The sequence below is a fragment of the Streptomyces sp. NPDC023541 genome (assembly GCF_055559995.1).
In genome coordinates this window covers 577,871-592,373 of sequence record NZ_JBVHJO010000001.1, presented here as the reverse complement: position 1 = coordinate 592,373, position 14,503 = coordinate 577,871, and the positions used below count along the sequence as shown (strand labels likewise).

At 73.0% G+C, this 14,503-nt stretch carries 15 protein-coding genes; 8 read left to right on the top strand and 7 right to left on the bottom strand.

Annotated features, from left to right (window positions below; genetic code table 11):
- The first annotated feature begins 731 nt into the window (after positions 1 to 731).
- The 5 genes from ACZ3X1_RS02860 to ACZ3X1_RS02840 are packed head-to-tail and all read left to right on the top strand — an operon-like array spanning position 732 to position 5,056.
- Positions 732 to 2,282: an ATP-binding protein gene (locus ACZ3X1_RS02860; protein WP_467275893.1), complete on the top strand. Its 1,551-nt coding sequence runs from the start codon at positions 732 to 734 to the stop codon at positions 2,280 to 2,282.
- Between the two features lie 6 nt (positions 2,283 to 2,288).
- On the top strand, positions 2,289 to 2,693 hold the full coding sequence (locus tag ACZ3X1_RS02855; protein ID WP_356811528.1) for a roadblock/LC7 domain-containing protein: 405 nt from the start codon (positions 2,289 to 2,291) through the stop codon (positions 2,691 to 2,693).
- Positions 2,690 to 3,049 (top strand): DUF742 domain-containing protein, encoded by a 360-nt coding sequence (locus ACZ3X1_RS02850; protein ID WP_356811529.1) that lies wholly within the window; start codon positions 2,690 to 2,692, stop codon positions 3,047 to 3,049. Before ACZ3X1_RS02855 ends, ACZ3X1_RS02850 begins: the two co-directional genes overlap by 4 nt.
- A complete protein-coding gene (locus ACZ3X1_RS02845; RefSeq protein WP_356811530.1) occupies positions 3,030 to 3,650 on the top strand; it encodes a GTP-binding protein in 621 nt (206 codons plus the stop codon). Before ACZ3X1_RS02850 ends, ACZ3X1_RS02845 begins: the two co-directional genes overlap by 20 nt.
- Complete coding sequence (locus ACZ3X1_RS02840) at positions 3,647 to 5,056, top strand: cytochrome P450 (RefSeq protein WP_467275889.1); 1,410 nt, start codon at positions 3,647 to 3,649, stop codon at positions 5,054 to 5,056. The genes ACZ3X1_RS02845 and ACZ3X1_RS02840 overlap by 4 nt, the downstream gene beginning before the upstream one ends.
- A 57-nt stretch (positions 5,057 to 5,113) precedes the next feature.
- On the opposite strand, the gene ACZ3X1_RS02835 is transcribed toward ACZ3X1_RS02840, so the two are convergent.
- The 5 genes from ACZ3X1_RS02835 to ACZ3X1_RS02815 form a co-directional block, all read right to left on the bottom strand.
- The gene (locus ACZ3X1_RS02835; RefSeq protein WP_467275886.1) at positions 5,114 to 6,223 is read right to left on the bottom strand and encodes a terpene synthase family protein; all 1,110 of its coding nucleotides are present in this window, start codon (positions 6,221 to 6,223) and stop codon (positions 5,114 to 5,116) included.
- Entirely contained in the window at positions 6,220 to 7,137 is a 918-nt protein-coding gene (locus tag ACZ3X1_RS02830; protein ID WP_467275885.1) for an SAM-dependent methyltransferase, read from the bottom strand. The genes ACZ3X1_RS02835 and ACZ3X1_RS02830 overlap by 4 nt, the downstream gene beginning before the upstream one ends.
- A gap of 343 nt (positions 7,138 to 7,480) precedes the next feature.
- Positions 7,481 to 8,260, bottom strand: coding sequence for a DUF72 domain-containing protein (locus tag ACZ3X1_RS02825; RefSeq protein WP_467275883.1), 780 nt, complete (start codon positions 8,258 to 8,260; stop codon positions 7,481 to 7,483).
- A gap of 214 nt (positions 8,261 to 8,474) precedes the next feature.
- Entirely contained in the window at positions 8,475 to 9,377 is a 903-nt protein-coding gene (gene bla / locus ACZ3X1_RS02820; protein WP_356811535.1) for a class A beta-lactamase, read from the bottom strand.
- A 91-nt stretch (positions 9,378 to 9,468) separates the two neighbouring features.
- Positions 9,469 to 10,716, bottom strand: a complete 1,248-nt coding sequence (locus ACZ3X1_RS02815) for a saccharopine dehydrogenase family protein (RefSeq protein ID WP_467275880.1) — start codon at positions 10,714 to 10,716, stop codon at positions 9,469 to 9,471.
- A 113-nt stretch (positions 10,717 to 10,829) separates the two neighbouring features.
- Here ACZ3X1_RS02815 and ACZ3X1_RS02810 point away from each other — a divergent pair, with 113 nt between their 5' ends.
- A complete protein-coding gene (locus tag ACZ3X1_RS02810; RefSeq protein ID WP_356811536.1) occupies positions 10,830 to 11,537 on the top strand; it encodes a TetR/AcrR family transcriptional regulator in 708 nt (235 codons plus the stop codon).
- A gap of 220 nt (positions 11,538 to 11,757) precedes the next feature.
- On the opposite strand, the gene ACZ3X1_RS02805 is transcribed toward ACZ3X1_RS02810, so the two are convergent.
- Entirely contained in the window at positions 11,758 to 12,333 is a 576-nt protein-coding gene (locus tag ACZ3X1_RS02805; RefSeq protein ID WP_467275878.1) for a hemerythrin domain-containing protein, read from the bottom strand.
- 177 nt (positions 12,334 to 12,510) lie between these two features.
- Here ACZ3X1_RS02805 and ACZ3X1_RS02800 point away from each other — a divergent pair, with 177 nt between their 5' ends.
- A complete protein-coding gene (locus ACZ3X1_RS02800) occupies positions 12,511 to 12,777 on the top strand; it encodes a DUF4235 domain-containing protein (protein ID WP_467275876.1) in 267 nt (88 codons plus the stop codon).
- A gap of 54 nt (positions 12,778 to 12,831) precedes the next feature.
- On the top strand, positions 12,832 to 13,386 hold the full coding sequence (locus ACZ3X1_RS02795; RefSeq protein ID WP_467275874.1) for a GNAT family N-acetyltransferase: 555 nt from the start codon (positions 12,832 to 12,834) through the stop codon (positions 13,384 to 13,386).
- Between the two features lie 99 nt (positions 13,387 to 13,485).
- Here the strand turns inward: ACZ3X1_RS02795 and ACZ3X1_RS02790 are convergent, their stop codons facing one another.
- On the bottom strand, positions 13,486 to 14,475 hold the full coding sequence (locus tag ACZ3X1_RS02790; protein ID WP_467275872.1) for a hypothetical protein: 990 nt from the start codon (positions 14,473 to 14,475) through the stop codon (positions 13,486 to 13,488).
- Positions 14,476 to 14,503: the final 28 nt, after the last annotated feature.

Genomic DNA, 14,503 nt, shown 5'->3' with positions numbered 1-14,503 from the left:
GGCCCGCCCGGACGAGTCGGACCGCCCCCGCACGCCTTGACGGCCCGCCCCGCCACCGTCAGGGCCAGGCGGCGCGGAGCCGGCGTGGACGCGGTCGCGGAGAGCCGGTTGCCTATGCCGACGACGATGCTGGGCGGCGTCGTCCTGTCGCGCTCCAGCGCCCGGCGGGCCGCCGTGACCACCTGCTCGGGAGTGGCCATCCGCCCGACGGCGGCGTCCTGACTGCCGACGACGCCGAAGAACTCGGTACGGACCGGGCCGGGCGAGAGACGGCCGGCACCCGCAGGGAGGACACCCCGCTGTCCGAGGCGACCGACCTCGCCCTCGACGTCCTGCTCACCGGCCTCGCGGCCCCCCGCGGTGACGCGGCCCGGCCGGGTGCCTGACCACTCGAAGCGGTGACTCCTCCGGCGCCGCACCCGGCCTGGGCCGTTAGCGCATTTCCGAGCGGTGCGCCACTTCGCGACCGGGCGGTGCGGCCGGTGCCGGCGGGGCTCCGGGGGTGGAGACCCGAGCCGCCGAGACGCCGACGGGCCGTCGACCTCCCCTTACGCCGCCCGCCGCGGAGGACCGCCCGGCGCGGCGGCCGAAAATCGTTGCCGGAGATGGCGCATAACGGTTCCTTCGGTCCGATGAACTACAACGAAAGGACCCATGCGGGCAGTTGGGCCTAGTTATGCTCCCGCCCACCGGTCAGAAGGTAACCCTTTTCCGATAATTCGAGGACGCCGATGGAGCAAAGAGACATTCCACCCGAAACGGCCCGCCCGGAGGTGGGAGCAAGCCGGGCGCTGCCCGCGATCGCGTCCCTGGCCGCCGTCTGCCTGGCCGGGGCGCTTGTTTCCTCCTCCGAGCCGGTCGGCACCATCCTGATCGCCGCCGGCGCCCTGTGCGCCGCCGCGGTGTTCGTGGAAGCCTTACGGCGCGGCCGCGCGCTCGCCGCCCGCAGCGCCCGGATCGCCGCACTCCAGCACACCCTGGCCCGCCAGGAGACCGAGGCGATCCGGCTGTCCGCCGCCGTGCTCCCCGAGGCCATCGAGCGACTGCGCCGGGGCGAGGTGGCCGAGGAGGTGCTCACCTCCCTGGGCGGCCGCGCCGGACACGGCAACCGCTGGGGCGACGACGCCGCCCTCACCCCCCGCTTCAGGGGCGCCCTCCAGGCCGTACTGGCCCACGTCATCGACGCCGTCGACAACGAGGAGAGCCTGCGCGACTCGGCGCAGCGGGCCTTCGTGAACGTCGCCCGCCGCGTGCAGGCGATCGTCCACCAACAGGCCCACGAGATGCGCGAGATGGAGGACCGGCACGGCCGCAATCCGGACGTGTTCGGCGACCTCCTGCGGCTCGACCACGGCACCGCCCTCATCGGCAGGCTCGCCGACTCCATCTCGGTCCTCGGCGGGGCGCGCCCCGGCCGGCAGTGGAGCAGGGCCGTCACCCTGTACAGCGTGATGCGCGGAGGGATGTCGCGGATCATCGACTACCAGCGCGTGGAACTCCACTCGGTCACGGAGGTCGCGGTCGTCGGCCCGGTCGTCGAACCGCTGATCCACACCCTCGCGGAGCTGCTGGACAACGCCACCCGCTACTCCCCGCCGCACACCCGGGTCCACCTCACCGCCGTCGAGGTGCAGTCGGGCATCGCCGTGGAGATCGAGGACGGCGGCCTCAGCATGAGCGAGGAGGCCCGGGCGCGCGCCGAGAAGATGCTTGCGCAGGCACAGTCCGGCATCGACCTCAACGACCTGGGCGAGACGCCGCGGCTGGGTCTGGCGGTGGTCGGCCGGCTGGCGCAGGCGTACGGGTTCCAGGTGTCGCTGCGCTCCTCCGCGTACGGCGGCGTCCGCGCCGTGGTCGTCGTGCCGCAGCACCTGATCACCACCGCGTCCGCGGCGACGGGCCTCGCCCACGGCATCGGCTCCTCCTCGGGGCCCAGGGCGGTGTCCGCGACACCGCGGGAGCACCCCGTCGACGCGACGTCGGCGGGCGGGTCCGTGCCCCGGCCGGCTCCGGCTCCGGGGCCGATGCCCGGGCTGATGCCCGGCCCGATGCCGGTCAGCGACGGGCCGGCCTCCGAACGTACCGCGACCGGTCTGCCGCAGCGGCGCCGGAAGGACCGCGTCACCACCTCCGACGTCCGGCCGGCCCCGAGGCCGCAGCCGGCGGACGACAACGGCCCCGGAATGTGGCTGGAGGCGTTCCACAGCGGACTGGCCGGTGAGCCCGGCCAGGACGCACCGGGCGCCCAGGACTCGTCGGGTTCAGCGACCAAAGGGGCGTAAGCAGTGATGACTCAGCGAAGCAGCATGGACTGGATGCTCAAGGACCTGGCCGCCGGAGTGCCGCAGACGCGGCACGTGATCGTACTGTCCGCGGACGGGCTCTGCGTGGCGCAGTACGGGGCCGAGACGGACACGGCGGACCGCCTGGCGGCCGCCTGCGCGGGCCTGCAGAGCCTCGCCGGAGCGGTCGCCGCCGAACTGCCCGACTCCGAGGGCAGAATGCGGCTGGTCGTGATCGAGATGGACGGCGGGTTCTTCTACCTGATGGCCGCCGGAGACGGCTCCTACCTCGCGGTCCTCGCCGACGAGGGTGTCGACGCGGGCCTGATGGGCGCGCAGATGCGCAACCTGGTGACCCGAATGGGGGACCACCTGAGCAGCCCGCCGCGGCATGACGGGCAGCCCGCGTGAAAGAGCCGCCCGCAAGCTGGGAGGAGAGCAGTCCCGAACGGCTCTACGTCATCACCGGCGGACGCAGTGGACCCTCCACCTCCGTCCGGCTCGACCTCGTGACCTTAGTGGTGGCCAAAGGGCCTCCCCAGCCCGAGACGCAACCCGAGCAGGCCGCCATCCTGCGGATGTGCCGGTCACCGCTGTCGGTGGCCGAGATCGCCGCGTACGTGGGCCTGCCCGTGAGTGTCGTCACCGTGCTGGTCGGAGACCTGATGGCCGCCCAACGCGTGCACGTCCGCCCGCCCATTCCCGCCGCGCAGCTACCCGACCTTGCTCTGATCGAGGCAGTGATCGATGGACTTCAGAAGCTCTGACCCGCCCGCCGGGCCGCGCGAGGCGGACATACTGCCGCAGACGGCCGCGGCGGCCGTGAAGGTCGTCATCGTCGGCGGCTTCGGCGTGGGCAAGACGACGATGGTCGGTGCGGTCAGCGAGATCAAGCCGCTGACCACAGAGGAGACGATGACCAGGGCCGGCGTCGGCATCGACGACACCTGGGGCGTCGCCCGCAAGATCACCACCACCGTGGCCATGGACTTCGGCCGCATCAGCATCAACGACGAACTCGTGCTGTACCTGTTCGGGACACCCGGCCAGGAGCGCTTCTGGTTCCTGTGGCGCGGGCTGTTCGAAGGCGCGCTCGGAGCCGTCGTACTCCTCGACACCCGTCGGCTGGAAATCAGCTTCGACGTGATCGGGCGGCTGGAGGAGCGCGGCGTCCCCTTCGTCGTGGCCGTCAACTCCTTCCCCGGCGCGCCCGAGCATCCGCTGGAGGAACTGCGCGAGGCCCTCGACCTGCCGCCCGCCGTCCCGATCCTCGTCTGTGACGCCAGAAGGCGGGAATCGTCCCGCGACGTACTGCTGACCCTCATGCGCTACCTGCACTCCCAGGCAGCCACCCAGGAGGCAATGTGAGCACCACCCCCACCCCACCGCCCGAGTGCCCCGCCCACGCCGCGGCGACCGCGGGCGGCCTGTACCGCCTGCACGGAGCGGAAGCCCAGGCGGACCCCCTCGCCCTGTACGAAAAGCTGCGGGCCGAGCACGGTCCGGTGGCCCCGGTCCTGGTGAGCGGGGACCTCCCGGCGTGGCTGGTCCTCGGCCACCGGGAGAACCTGGACGTCGCCCGCACGCCGTCGCGCTTCGCCCGCGACCCCCGGGGCTGGCGCGACCTGAGAGAGGGCCGGGTGCCGGCCGACACCCCGCTCGGCCCCATGGTCTCCTGGGTGCCGGTGTGCAACTTCACCGACGGCCCCGTCCACGAGCGGCTGCGCGGGGCCGTGGTGGAGTCCCTGGAACGCTTCGACAAGCGCGGCATCCGCCGCTACGTGACGCGCTTCGCCAACCAGCTCGTCGACCAGATCGCGGCCGAGGGGTACGCCGACCTGGTGTCCGCCTTCTCCGACCAGCTGCCCATGCTGGTCATGACGCAGCTCATCGGGGCGCCCGACGAACACGGACCACTGCTGGTCAACGCGGCGCGCGACATGCTCCAGGGCACGGAGACGGCCCTCCAGAGCGACCGCTACGTCACCACCACGCTGGAGAACCTGGTCGTGGAGCGCAAGGCCAAGCCGGCCCGCGACCTCGCCTCCTGGCTGATCGAGCACCCGGCGGACCTCACCGACACCGAAGTGCTCATGCATCTGCGCGTCGTGCTGATCGCGGCCTACGAGACCACCGCCAACCTGATCGCCAACACGCTGCGCACCGTACTGACCGACCCGCGGTTCCGGGCGAGCCTCTCCGGCGGCCACATGACCTTGCCGGACGCCCTGGAGCAGGTCCTCTGGGACGACCCGCCGATCAACACGATCATCGGACGGTGGGCCACCGGGGACACCGTGCTCGGCGGCCAGCAGGTGAAGGCCGGGGACATGGTCCTGCTCGGCCTGGCCGCGGGCAACGCCGATCCGCAGATCCGGCCCGATCCGGCCGCGTCCGTCCACGGAAACCGCTCCCACCTGGCCTTCAGCAGCGGCCCGCACGAGTGCCCGGGCCAGGACATCGGGCGCGCCATCGCGGACACCGGCATCGAGGTCCTGCTGGACCGGCTGCCCGACCTCCAGCTGGCGGTCGACGCGAGCGAACTGCAGTGGCGGGGCACCCTGATGTCACGTCACCTGCTGTCCCTGCCGGTCCGGTTCGCCCCGCGCACGGTGGCGACCCCGGCCCCGCAGCTCCCGGTGGAGCAGCCGGCCGGGCACCCCGTCCACCCGGTGATCCCGCCGCAGCCGACGGCGCCGCCCGCGGTCGCCGTCGCCGGCGGCCGCAGGCGCCGTGGTGTCAGCTGGTGGCGCCGGCTGTTCGGCCGCAGCTGAGCCCGCCTCGCGCACCGAGGGCCCCGGCCGCACCGGCCGGGGCCCTCCGTTCGCCGCTCAGTCGCGGAGGTGCCGCCACCAGGCCGCCAGGGCCGGCAGGTCCGGCGGCTCGGTCCCGGTGACGCTCGGACCGTCGGCGAACCGGACCGGAAACACGGCGTCGCCGACGGGCAGTTGGTACCGGTTGCGCGGGCTGGCGTACCGGGGCGCACGGGTCTGCCACGTGATGGAGCCGGCGACGTAGTGGCCCAACGCCGCCAGGTGGCGACGCAGTTCGTGGTCCGCGTCATGGCCCGCGTCGTGCTCCAGGCGTGCCCGCAGCCCGAGGAAGAGGACCATCACCCGGTCCCGCAGCGCCACGGCGAGCGGTACCGCCTCGGCCGGCGAACAGCCCTCCTGATGGGCGAGGACGTTGACGAGGTTCACCTCGCGCGGTTCCAGGTGGTCGTCCTTGTCGTAGGAGAACAGGTCGTTGTCCGCGCTGACGACGAAACCGGCCGCGTCCGTCAGTGCCGTCAGGGCGGGGGAGCAGAGGACGTCCGCCGGCAGCCGGTCCCGGCGGGCGACGTCCGACCAGGTCAGGGAGAACCGCGTGCCGTTCGCGAGCGGCCCCATCGCGACGAAGTCGTTCAGCCCCGGCATCGAGTCCTCCTCCGCCCGGGCGGCGCGCCAGGCCGCCCCGAGCAGCCAGTCCCGTGTCCCCTCGACGAACCTGCGCAGCTCGTAGGGGGTGAGCAGGGCGTGGGTGCGGCCGACCAGGTCCAGCAGTGCGCGGGTCATGGGCCCCTCGGGCAGCAGGGACGCCCCGGGGTCCTCGATGGTCCGCAGCAGCCGTACCCCGTGTTCGACGACGGCCGCCGTCCCCACCTCGGCGGAACCGGAATCCTGCCAGTCGTCGACGGCGTTGGCCCAGTAGTTCCACTCGGTGAACAGCAGGACCGCTTCCGTGTCCCCGTCGGGGATGATGCGGCACGAGAAGTCGGCGCTGTGGGTGGCGAGCCCCCAGGCGCGCTCGACCGGATCGGGGTACACGCCGAAGGCGTCGAGCCACTCGACCGCCCGGGCCTCCACCTCCTTCGCGTCGGGGTGGACGAGGTCGCGCGGCAGGGGGCAGTAGAAGGGCGGCAGGTCCGTACCGAGGCGCGAGGGCCGTGGCGGCGCGGTCATCGGCCGCCGCCGATCCGGAAGCGCAGGAGCCGCGTCTCGACCGCGTGGTCGCGCCACAGCCGGAAGAACTTGCTGTGCGCGATCGTCGACTGTTCGAGCCGGTCGGCGGTCCAGGCTCCGGGTTCGGCGCCGGAGTCGGCTCTCAGCCGGTCGAGTTCGGCGGTGTTCCACGCCATGGACTGCCCCCAGAACTCCGCCACCGAGTCCGTCACGTCCTCGTCCTGTACCAGCTCGAAGCCGGCCGCCTCGGCCGCGGCCAGGTACTCGGTGCGCCGGCCCAGCCGCGTTCTGTAGTAGCCGTCCATGAACTCCCGCCACTGCGACGCGCCCACGAAGTGCTCCTGGATCCCGAACCAGCCACCGGGTACCAGGGCCTTGGCGACGACCTCGAACAGCCTTGCGCGGTCGGTGTATCCGCTGCTCTCGTTGGCGTAGACGGCGTCGTACGCGCGGGTCTCGTCCAGGTCGTGGACGTCCGCCAGTACGGGCTCCACGCGCTCCGCGACCCCTGCGCGACGGGCGAAGTGCCGCACGATGGGGAGGTGTTCCGGTGCCACGGTGAGACTGGTGACCGACGCACCGTGCTGCTGCGCCCAGTAGAGCGAGGTTCCGCCCAGGCCGCAGCCGATGTCGAGCAGCCGCCGGGGGGGCGCCTCGTAGGCGCCCCAGGAACGGGCCGCGTGGTCGACTATCCGCTCCTGCCCGTCGAACAGGCTCCGCTTCAGGGTGTTCTGGGCGACGGTGGTGTCCGGTGGGCCGTCCGGATACAGCCCCACGTGGAAGTGGACGCGTGGGCCCGGACCGTACTTGTGCAGGATCTCCTGTGTCTTGCGGCTGTAGTAGAGCCGCACCGCGTCGTCCGCGGCCGAGTTCCGGCTGCTGCCTAAGGGCCATACGAAGGGTATAACGCGCATGGGGTGTCCGCCCTTTCGTGGGGTAGGGCCGTCCCCGGGACACGCCGGCGCCGCTCTCGTAGCGTCCCGAAGGGCACACTGTTGAAGCACGGACCATCGTGGCACTCCCGAGGCGCCGCGTCAGCCCGCTGGAGCAGCACGGTACCGGCAAGATCAGTGGGTTGTGGGCCGGTTGACGGTGATCACGAGCTAGCCCCTGACGTGGCCGGCGGTGGACGCCGTGTGGGCGTCGGCGATCTGCGTCAGGGGTGTGCGGTGCTCTCCCCGACGCGCAGCTCGCGCGCCCCCGCGGAACACCTCCGGCTCCGTGACTTCCTCGCACACGTCACCGGGAGCTTCGACGTCATGCTCCGGCGTGCGCCTGGGACGGCTCCTGTGCCTGGGACGGCCGCCCTGCCGCGGAGGGCACCAGCCGGATGAACGCCCGGGCGTCGGCCACGGCCGCCCCGCCCGGGTCGTTGTTGAAGTACGCGAAGACGTCCGCGTCCGCCGGCCAGGTGTCCGCGATCCGGGCCGCCCAGGTGTGCAGGGCCGTCCGGCCGTAGCGGGGAGCCGGCCGGGCACGGCCCTCGTGGAACCGTACGTACCCCCAGTCCGCGGTGCGCCACAGCGGTGTCACGGGCCGCGAACCGCGGTCGGCCCAGCACAGGGCCGCGCCGCGGTCGGTCAGGAGCGAGCGCACCCCCTCCGTCCACCAGGACTCGTGCCGGGGTTCGACGGCGACGCGCGTCCCGGCCGGGAAGCAGGCCAGGCACGCGTCCAGCGCGGCCGGGTCCGCCCGCAGGGTCGGCGGCAGCTGGAGCAGGACCGGTCCGAGCCGGTCGCCCAGGCACGCCGCGTGCGCCATGAGCCGGTGCACCGGCTCGGCGGGCTCGCTCAGGCGTTTGATGTGCGTCAGGAAGCGGCTGGCTTTGACGGCCATGACGAAACCGGGCGGCGTGCGGGCGCGCCACTGGGCGAACGTCTCGGGTGACGGCAGCCGGTAGAAGGCGGCGTTGCTCTCCACGGTGCGGAAATGACCGGTGTATTCCTCCAGCCACAGGCGCTGTGGCCGGCCGGGCGGATAGAGCACGCCCGCCCAGTCGCGGTACTGCCACCCGGAGGTGCCGACGTACACGGTCATGCCATCCACCTGCCCGCAGCGGGGTCCGGCACACCTCCGCCCTCTGGGAGAGGCACGTACGACTGCACCGACGCCCCCCGGGGGGGGGCAGATGAACGCGAGCGCGAGGGCCGAGGCGGCCGGGGCCGACCGCGACGCCGGACCGGGCCGCAGGAGCCACGGAAGCGGCCGCGGGTCGGGGCGTCGGCCGCCGTCGGCGGCCGCCCCGCGCCCGTCAGGTGAGCGCCGCCGCCAGCACTCCGGCCGCCCGGGCGACCAGTGCGTTCTCGCGCGGCGCGGTCGCATCCGGCTTGGTGGTCAGCACGGCCAGCTCCACGGGCGGCCGCCCGGGGGGCCAGGCGATGCCCACGTTGTTGTTGGTTCCGTACGACCCGGCGCCCGTCTTGTCACCGATCACCCAGTCGCGGGGCAGCCCGGCGCGGAACCGCTCGCCGCTCGTCGTGTTGGACACCAGCCACCGCGTCAGGAGCTCCCGGTGCCGCGGGACGAGAGCGTCGCCGAGCACGAGGCGCCCGTACGTGTGCGCGATGGCCCGGGGGCTGGTCGTGTCGGTCACCCGCGACGGCTCGGCCGAGTTCAGCTCGGGCTCCCAGCGGTCGAGCCGTGTCGTACGGTCCCCGACGGAACGGCAGAAGCGGGTGATCGCCGTGGGCCCGCCCAGCTCGCGCAGCAGCAGGTTCGCGGCGCAGTTGTCGCTCTGGGCGATGGCGGCCGAGCACAGCTCTGCCACCGTCAGCCCATGGGCGATGTTCTTCGGCAGCTCGGTCACCGAGCCGCCGCCCGCGGTGGTGACCTCGCTCTGCGTGTAGTGGATCCGCCGGGCGAGGAACTCGCCGTCGCGGTCCAGGTCCCGCATCACGGCCGCCGCAGCGGGCGCCTTGAACACCGAGCACATGGGGAACAGTTCGTCGGCGCGGTACAGCACCGTCCTGCCCGTCCCCGTGTCCCGCGCGTACGCCCCGACCCGCGCGCCGTACTCGCGCTCCAGCGCGCGCAGCCGCCGGACGGCCTCACCGCCCCCGCCGGGCGCCGCCGCACGGGCCGCGCCCGCCGGCAGTGCGGCGCCCAGCGCCACTCCCGCTCCCAGAGTCAGTACGGCACGACGGGTCTGCTCCACGTCGCCTCTCCTCTCCCTTTGACGGTCACGTGGTCACAAAGACGCCGAAAATGATCAATCCGGTTGCGTCCGGCGGGAGGAGCGGGCGGGGTCAGTGGGCCGGAGCGGGGGCGGGGCCCTGTTCGCGTACCGCCCAGGGCGAGCCGTACGCCGTCAGCAGGTCGAGGAACGGCAGTGGCGGCAGGGCCTCGGGACCCAGGACGCCGGCCCCGGACCACGCGCCGGTCGCGAGGAGTTCGAGCGCCACCACCGGGTTGACGGCGGTCTGCCAGACGACGGCCTGGGAGCCGTACTCGCGCATCGACCACCGGTTGTCGACCACGTGGTAGAGGTACACCTCGCGCGGCCGGCCGTCCTTGGTGCCCTTGACCCAGGTGCCGGCGCAGGTCTTGCCCGTCATCCGGTCCCCGAGCGTCGCCGGGTCGGGCAGGCAGGCGGCGACCACGTCGCGCGGTGAGACGCGGACCGCGGCGCCGTCCTCGCCGCGGACCGGGACCCGGGCGGTGGAGTCCAGGCCCAGCGCGTGCAGGGCCTTGAGCTTGCCGATGAAGTCGTCACCGAGGCCGTACTTGAACGTCACCCGGCGGGCGCCGACCCAGCGCGGGAGCAGGAGGACCTCCTCGTGTTCGACGTTGACGCACTCCACCGGCCCGATGCCCTCGGGGAAGTCGAAGACCTCCGGCTCGCTGAACGGCTCGGTGGTGAACCAGCCGCGCTCGCTCTCGTACACCACCGGAGGGTTCAGGCACTCCTCGATCGTCGTCCAGATGTTGAAGGACGGAGCGAAGTCGTAGCCCTCGACGGTCAGGTTCGCGCCGTCGCGGATACCGATCTCCTCGATGTCGTCGAAGAGTTCGTCGGCCGCGTAGCGGGCGAAGACGTCCGAGAGGCCGGGCTCGACGCCCATGCCGACGAGTGCGAGGCGGCCCGACTTCTCCCATTCCGGAGCGCGTGCGAACTGCTCGTCACCGAGCTTCACCCCGCACTCGGCGTGCGGGCGGTCCGGGTGCGGGCGGGAGAGGGACATGGCCATGTCGACGTAGTGGCTGCCCGCCGCCAGCGCGGCGTTGAACAGGGGCATCACGAAGCGCGGGTCGGTGGCGTTCATCAGTACGTCGCACCCGTGCTCGATGAGCAGCGCGGTCACCGCGACCTCGTCGGACGCGTCGACGCGGCAGGCGCCGAACCTCTGATCGCCGGTGCCCAGGGCGGCGACCGCGGTCTGCGCGCGGGCCAGGTCGTAGTCGGCGACGACGAAGCGGTCGAAGAAGGCACGACGGGCGGCGATCTTGGTGATCGCGCTCCCGACACCGCCGGCCCCCACAAGCAGAACACGCATGTCTTGGTCCTTTCCCAGCGAGGCGTGCGCCTCAGGGGCCTGATGGAACCGGGCGCTCCGAGTTAAGGTCAATGGTGTTGGCATAAGCCCGGGACGTTACGGAGGCGGGCGGCATGGCGAAGGACGTTGTCCCGGAGGAAGCCCGCAGGCGGAGGCGGCCGACCCGGCAGGGGACGGTGCTGTCCGAGCGGCTGATCGTCGAGACGGCGCTGCGGATGGTGCGTGAGCACGGCAGCGCGGGCCTGTCCGCCCGGCGGCTCGGCGCCGCCCTCGGCGCGGACCCCAGCACCCTCTACCGGTACTTCGAGGGCATGGACGGGCTCACCCTCGCCATCGGCGAGGAGCTGATCGGCCGGGCGCTCGCCGGCTGGGCCCCGACCGGCCGGTGGCGCGACGACCTGCGCGCCCTCGGCCTGCGCATCCACGGCGCCTACCTCGCCCACCCGCAGGCCGCCCTGCTGACCGCGAGCCGGGTGACCGGCAGGCCGCGCGAGATCGCGGCCGACGAGGCGATCCTGGGCATCCTGCGCGGGGCGGGCTTCGGCGACGAGGACGCGGTGCGGATCTACCACGCCTACATCGACCAGAGCCTGGCCTTCGCGGCGCTCGACGCGGGCCCGCTCGCGCTGACGGCAGAGGCCCGCGCGTCGGACGAGGCGCGGTGGGAGTCGACATACGCCCGCCTGCCGGCCGACGCGTACCCGAACATCGCGGCCACCGCCGGGCTGCTGTCCGCCCGTATGCCGCACAGCGCCTACCCGGTCGCGCTGGAGATGCTGCTGGAGACGGCGGAGCGGCAGCTGGCGGACTCCGGGGCCTGAGCCGGGGCGGCCGGGCCCCCACCACTTGCCCCCCCGCCCCGGCCCTTCACGAGACCCGGCGCCGCCCACCGGTCGCCGCGGCGCCCCGGGCCTGAACCGGCCGCTTCCCCGCGGCTGCCGGCACCTCGATGCCGGCCCGCCGGTTCCGGGGCCGGCCGGCCGGCCGGCCCGGCTCGGGCGGGTGGCGATGTACGGCTGACCGGGCGGGGGAAGAGGCGGCTCATGCCCAGTGGTGGTGGGGATACGGAGCGTCAGGGCCGGTGTCGGGTGCCGGCTCCGTGGGCCCGGTGCGGGTCGTGACCAGGGCGCGAGCGTGGTCCACCAGGCCGGTGCTCGGGATGGCGGGGTGGACGGGCGCTCGCGTTTTCGCCCGGCGGACGTTCTCGCCCATCCGTTCCAGGGACTCTTGTGCGCAGGCCTCCCGCAGGCGCGGGAAGAGGTTCTCCTCCTCGTCCCAGACGTGCGCGGTGACCTCGGCCCGGAGGGCCGCGACGAGCGGATCGAACTCCGGCCTGTCGGCGTCGAGCCCTTCGAGGTCCTTGAGGATCTTCTCCATCCGGGCGTGCTCGGCGATCTCCCGGTCCGCGATGAGGTCACCGTCCGGGAACACTTCCCGCAGCGTCGGGTAGAGGTGCTCCTCCTCGGTCACGGTGTGCCGCACCAGCTCGATCGTCAGCCGCTCGGCCGCGGTCTGGCGCTCCCCGGCCGGGACGGCCCGCTCGATGATGTCGAACGTCTCGTCCATCTCCCGGTGGTCCGCGGTCAGTTCGGTGATGACGTCGACTGCGCGTGCCATGGCCCAACTCCGTTCGTGGAGGATCGCCGCCGGCGCGGACCGCCGGCCGGCTTGCGCGTCTACCCGGCCTCGCGCCGGGCTAACGGCCGCCTCCGGCGTTAGCCGCGCGCCGGAGCGGGCAGGCGCAGGGGGGAAGTGGACGCGAAGTGGACGCGAACCCGTCTCGAGGAGGCACCGATGAAGGCTTCGGCAGTCGCGTACAAGCCCGTGGGGCTGGCCCTCGGCGCCATCGGAGGCGCGCTGGCCGGCGCCGCGTTCAAACAAGTGTGGAAGGGGATCGGCCACGAGGACGACGCGCCGAACGCCACCGACGAGGACCGCTCGTGGCGGGAGATCCTCATCGCCGCGATCCTGCAGGGCGCCGTCTTCGCCGCGGTCAAGGCGTCCATCGACCGGGGCGGGGCCATGGCCGTCCGGCGCCTCACCGGCACCTGGCCCGACTGACGGCCCACTGGCACTGACCCGACCGTGCGCCTACGGTGCGATACGTTCATGTTCATGCACTTACTCGATCAAGTGGCCTGGCCGACCGCCCCGATACGGACCGAGCGGCTCGTGCTGCGCGAGTCCGAGGCCCGGGACCGTGCGGCGTTCGTCGAACTGTTCGCCTCGCCGGAGGTGGGCACCTACGTCGGCGGCTCGCGACCGCGTGCCGAGCTGGAGCGTGCGGTGCCCGAGGTGCCCGGCCGGCGTCCGGGCTTCTTCGTGATCGACCTCGACGGAGCGATGATCGGCATGGTCACGCTGGACCCGCGCGACCCGGGACGTCCGGGACACGTCCGGCCGGACGGCGGGGAGACCGAGCTCGGCTACATGTTCCTGCCACGGGCCTGGGGACGCGGCTACGCCGCCGAGGCGTGCGCGGCGGCCCTCGACTGGTTCGCCGGCGTACTTCCCGGCGAGCCCGTGGTGCTGTGCACCCAGAGCGCCAACGATCGCGCGATGCGCCTCGCGGCGAAGCTGGGCTTCACCGAGTGGGAGCGCTTCGTGGAGTACGGCGCCGAACAGTGGTTCGGTGTGCGGGCCGTCCGCCGGGGGACGCTCGGACCCTGAATCCGCGTCGCTCCGGACGGCGTCGGCTGCCTCCCTGTGCGAACGGGCGTAGCCCACTGCCGTGCGAAAGTGAGCCGGCGCCCGGGCGGACGGGGGCGGTCAGCGGCCGGCCTTGCTGCCGGCGGCGTTCACCGCGGCGCCGTTGCGGGACCGGATCGAATCCAGCGTGCCGAGGTGCTGGGCGATGAGCGCGCTCTGGAGCCTGGACTCCTCCTTGAACCACACGTCGACCAGACCGGTCTGCGTCTTGCAGTCGACCTCGGCGACGGCGATGGCGGTCTCCTCCGGGGAGGGCCGGCCCTGCACGTGGGGCACCCGGTCGGCCGCGTCGAAGGGGGTGGCGAGGCCCTTGTGGCCCTTGCCGTCCATGCACTGCGACCACTCGCCCAGGGCCTTCGTGACGGCCGGCAGCTTCATCGACTCGGTGAAGGAGTTCCCGTTCAGCTCGGCGACGAACGTCAGGTCGTCCTGCGTGGGCTTCTCGATCTGCCGGGCCGCCCAGTTCGTGCAACCGCCCTCGTGGAGCTTCTTGCCGTTGTACGAGTCGCGGGCGCGCTCGGGGCTCTGCTGCGGCGCACCCTTCGCGGCGGCGGCGGGCAGCTTCCGGCCGGTCAGCACCTCGAACTCCACCGGCTCCAGCTCCGGGACCTTCTGTCGCACCGGCTCGGCGGTCTCGTCGGGCAGGCCGTACCCGTGGGCGGCCGCCGTCTCCCGGTCGGTGAGACCGTAACGCCGCTCCATGTTCGCGTCGTTGTCGCTGGGCGGCGGGTTGGTGCCCTCCACCGGCAGCTGGACCGGAAGGCCGTAGTCGGCCATGCACCGCTCCTGGAGCTTGCGCACGGCCCCGTCGAGGACGACGGTCTCCTCGAAGGTCTGCATGTAGGCCTCGAGCGGGAGCGTCAGCCCCCGGGCCAGGCCGCGCTCCGGGGTGGCCTTGGGCCACTTGGCCTTGTCGACCAGGGGCCGGTCCCCGGCCACGGGCGCCGGCGACGTGACGGACGACGTGCCGCCGCCGGCGCAGGAGGTCAGCAGGCTGGTGGCCGCGAACACCACGATCGCGGCGGCGGATGCGCGCTGGTTGAACTTCACGGTCTCGGCTTCCTTTTCGAGGGGGAGA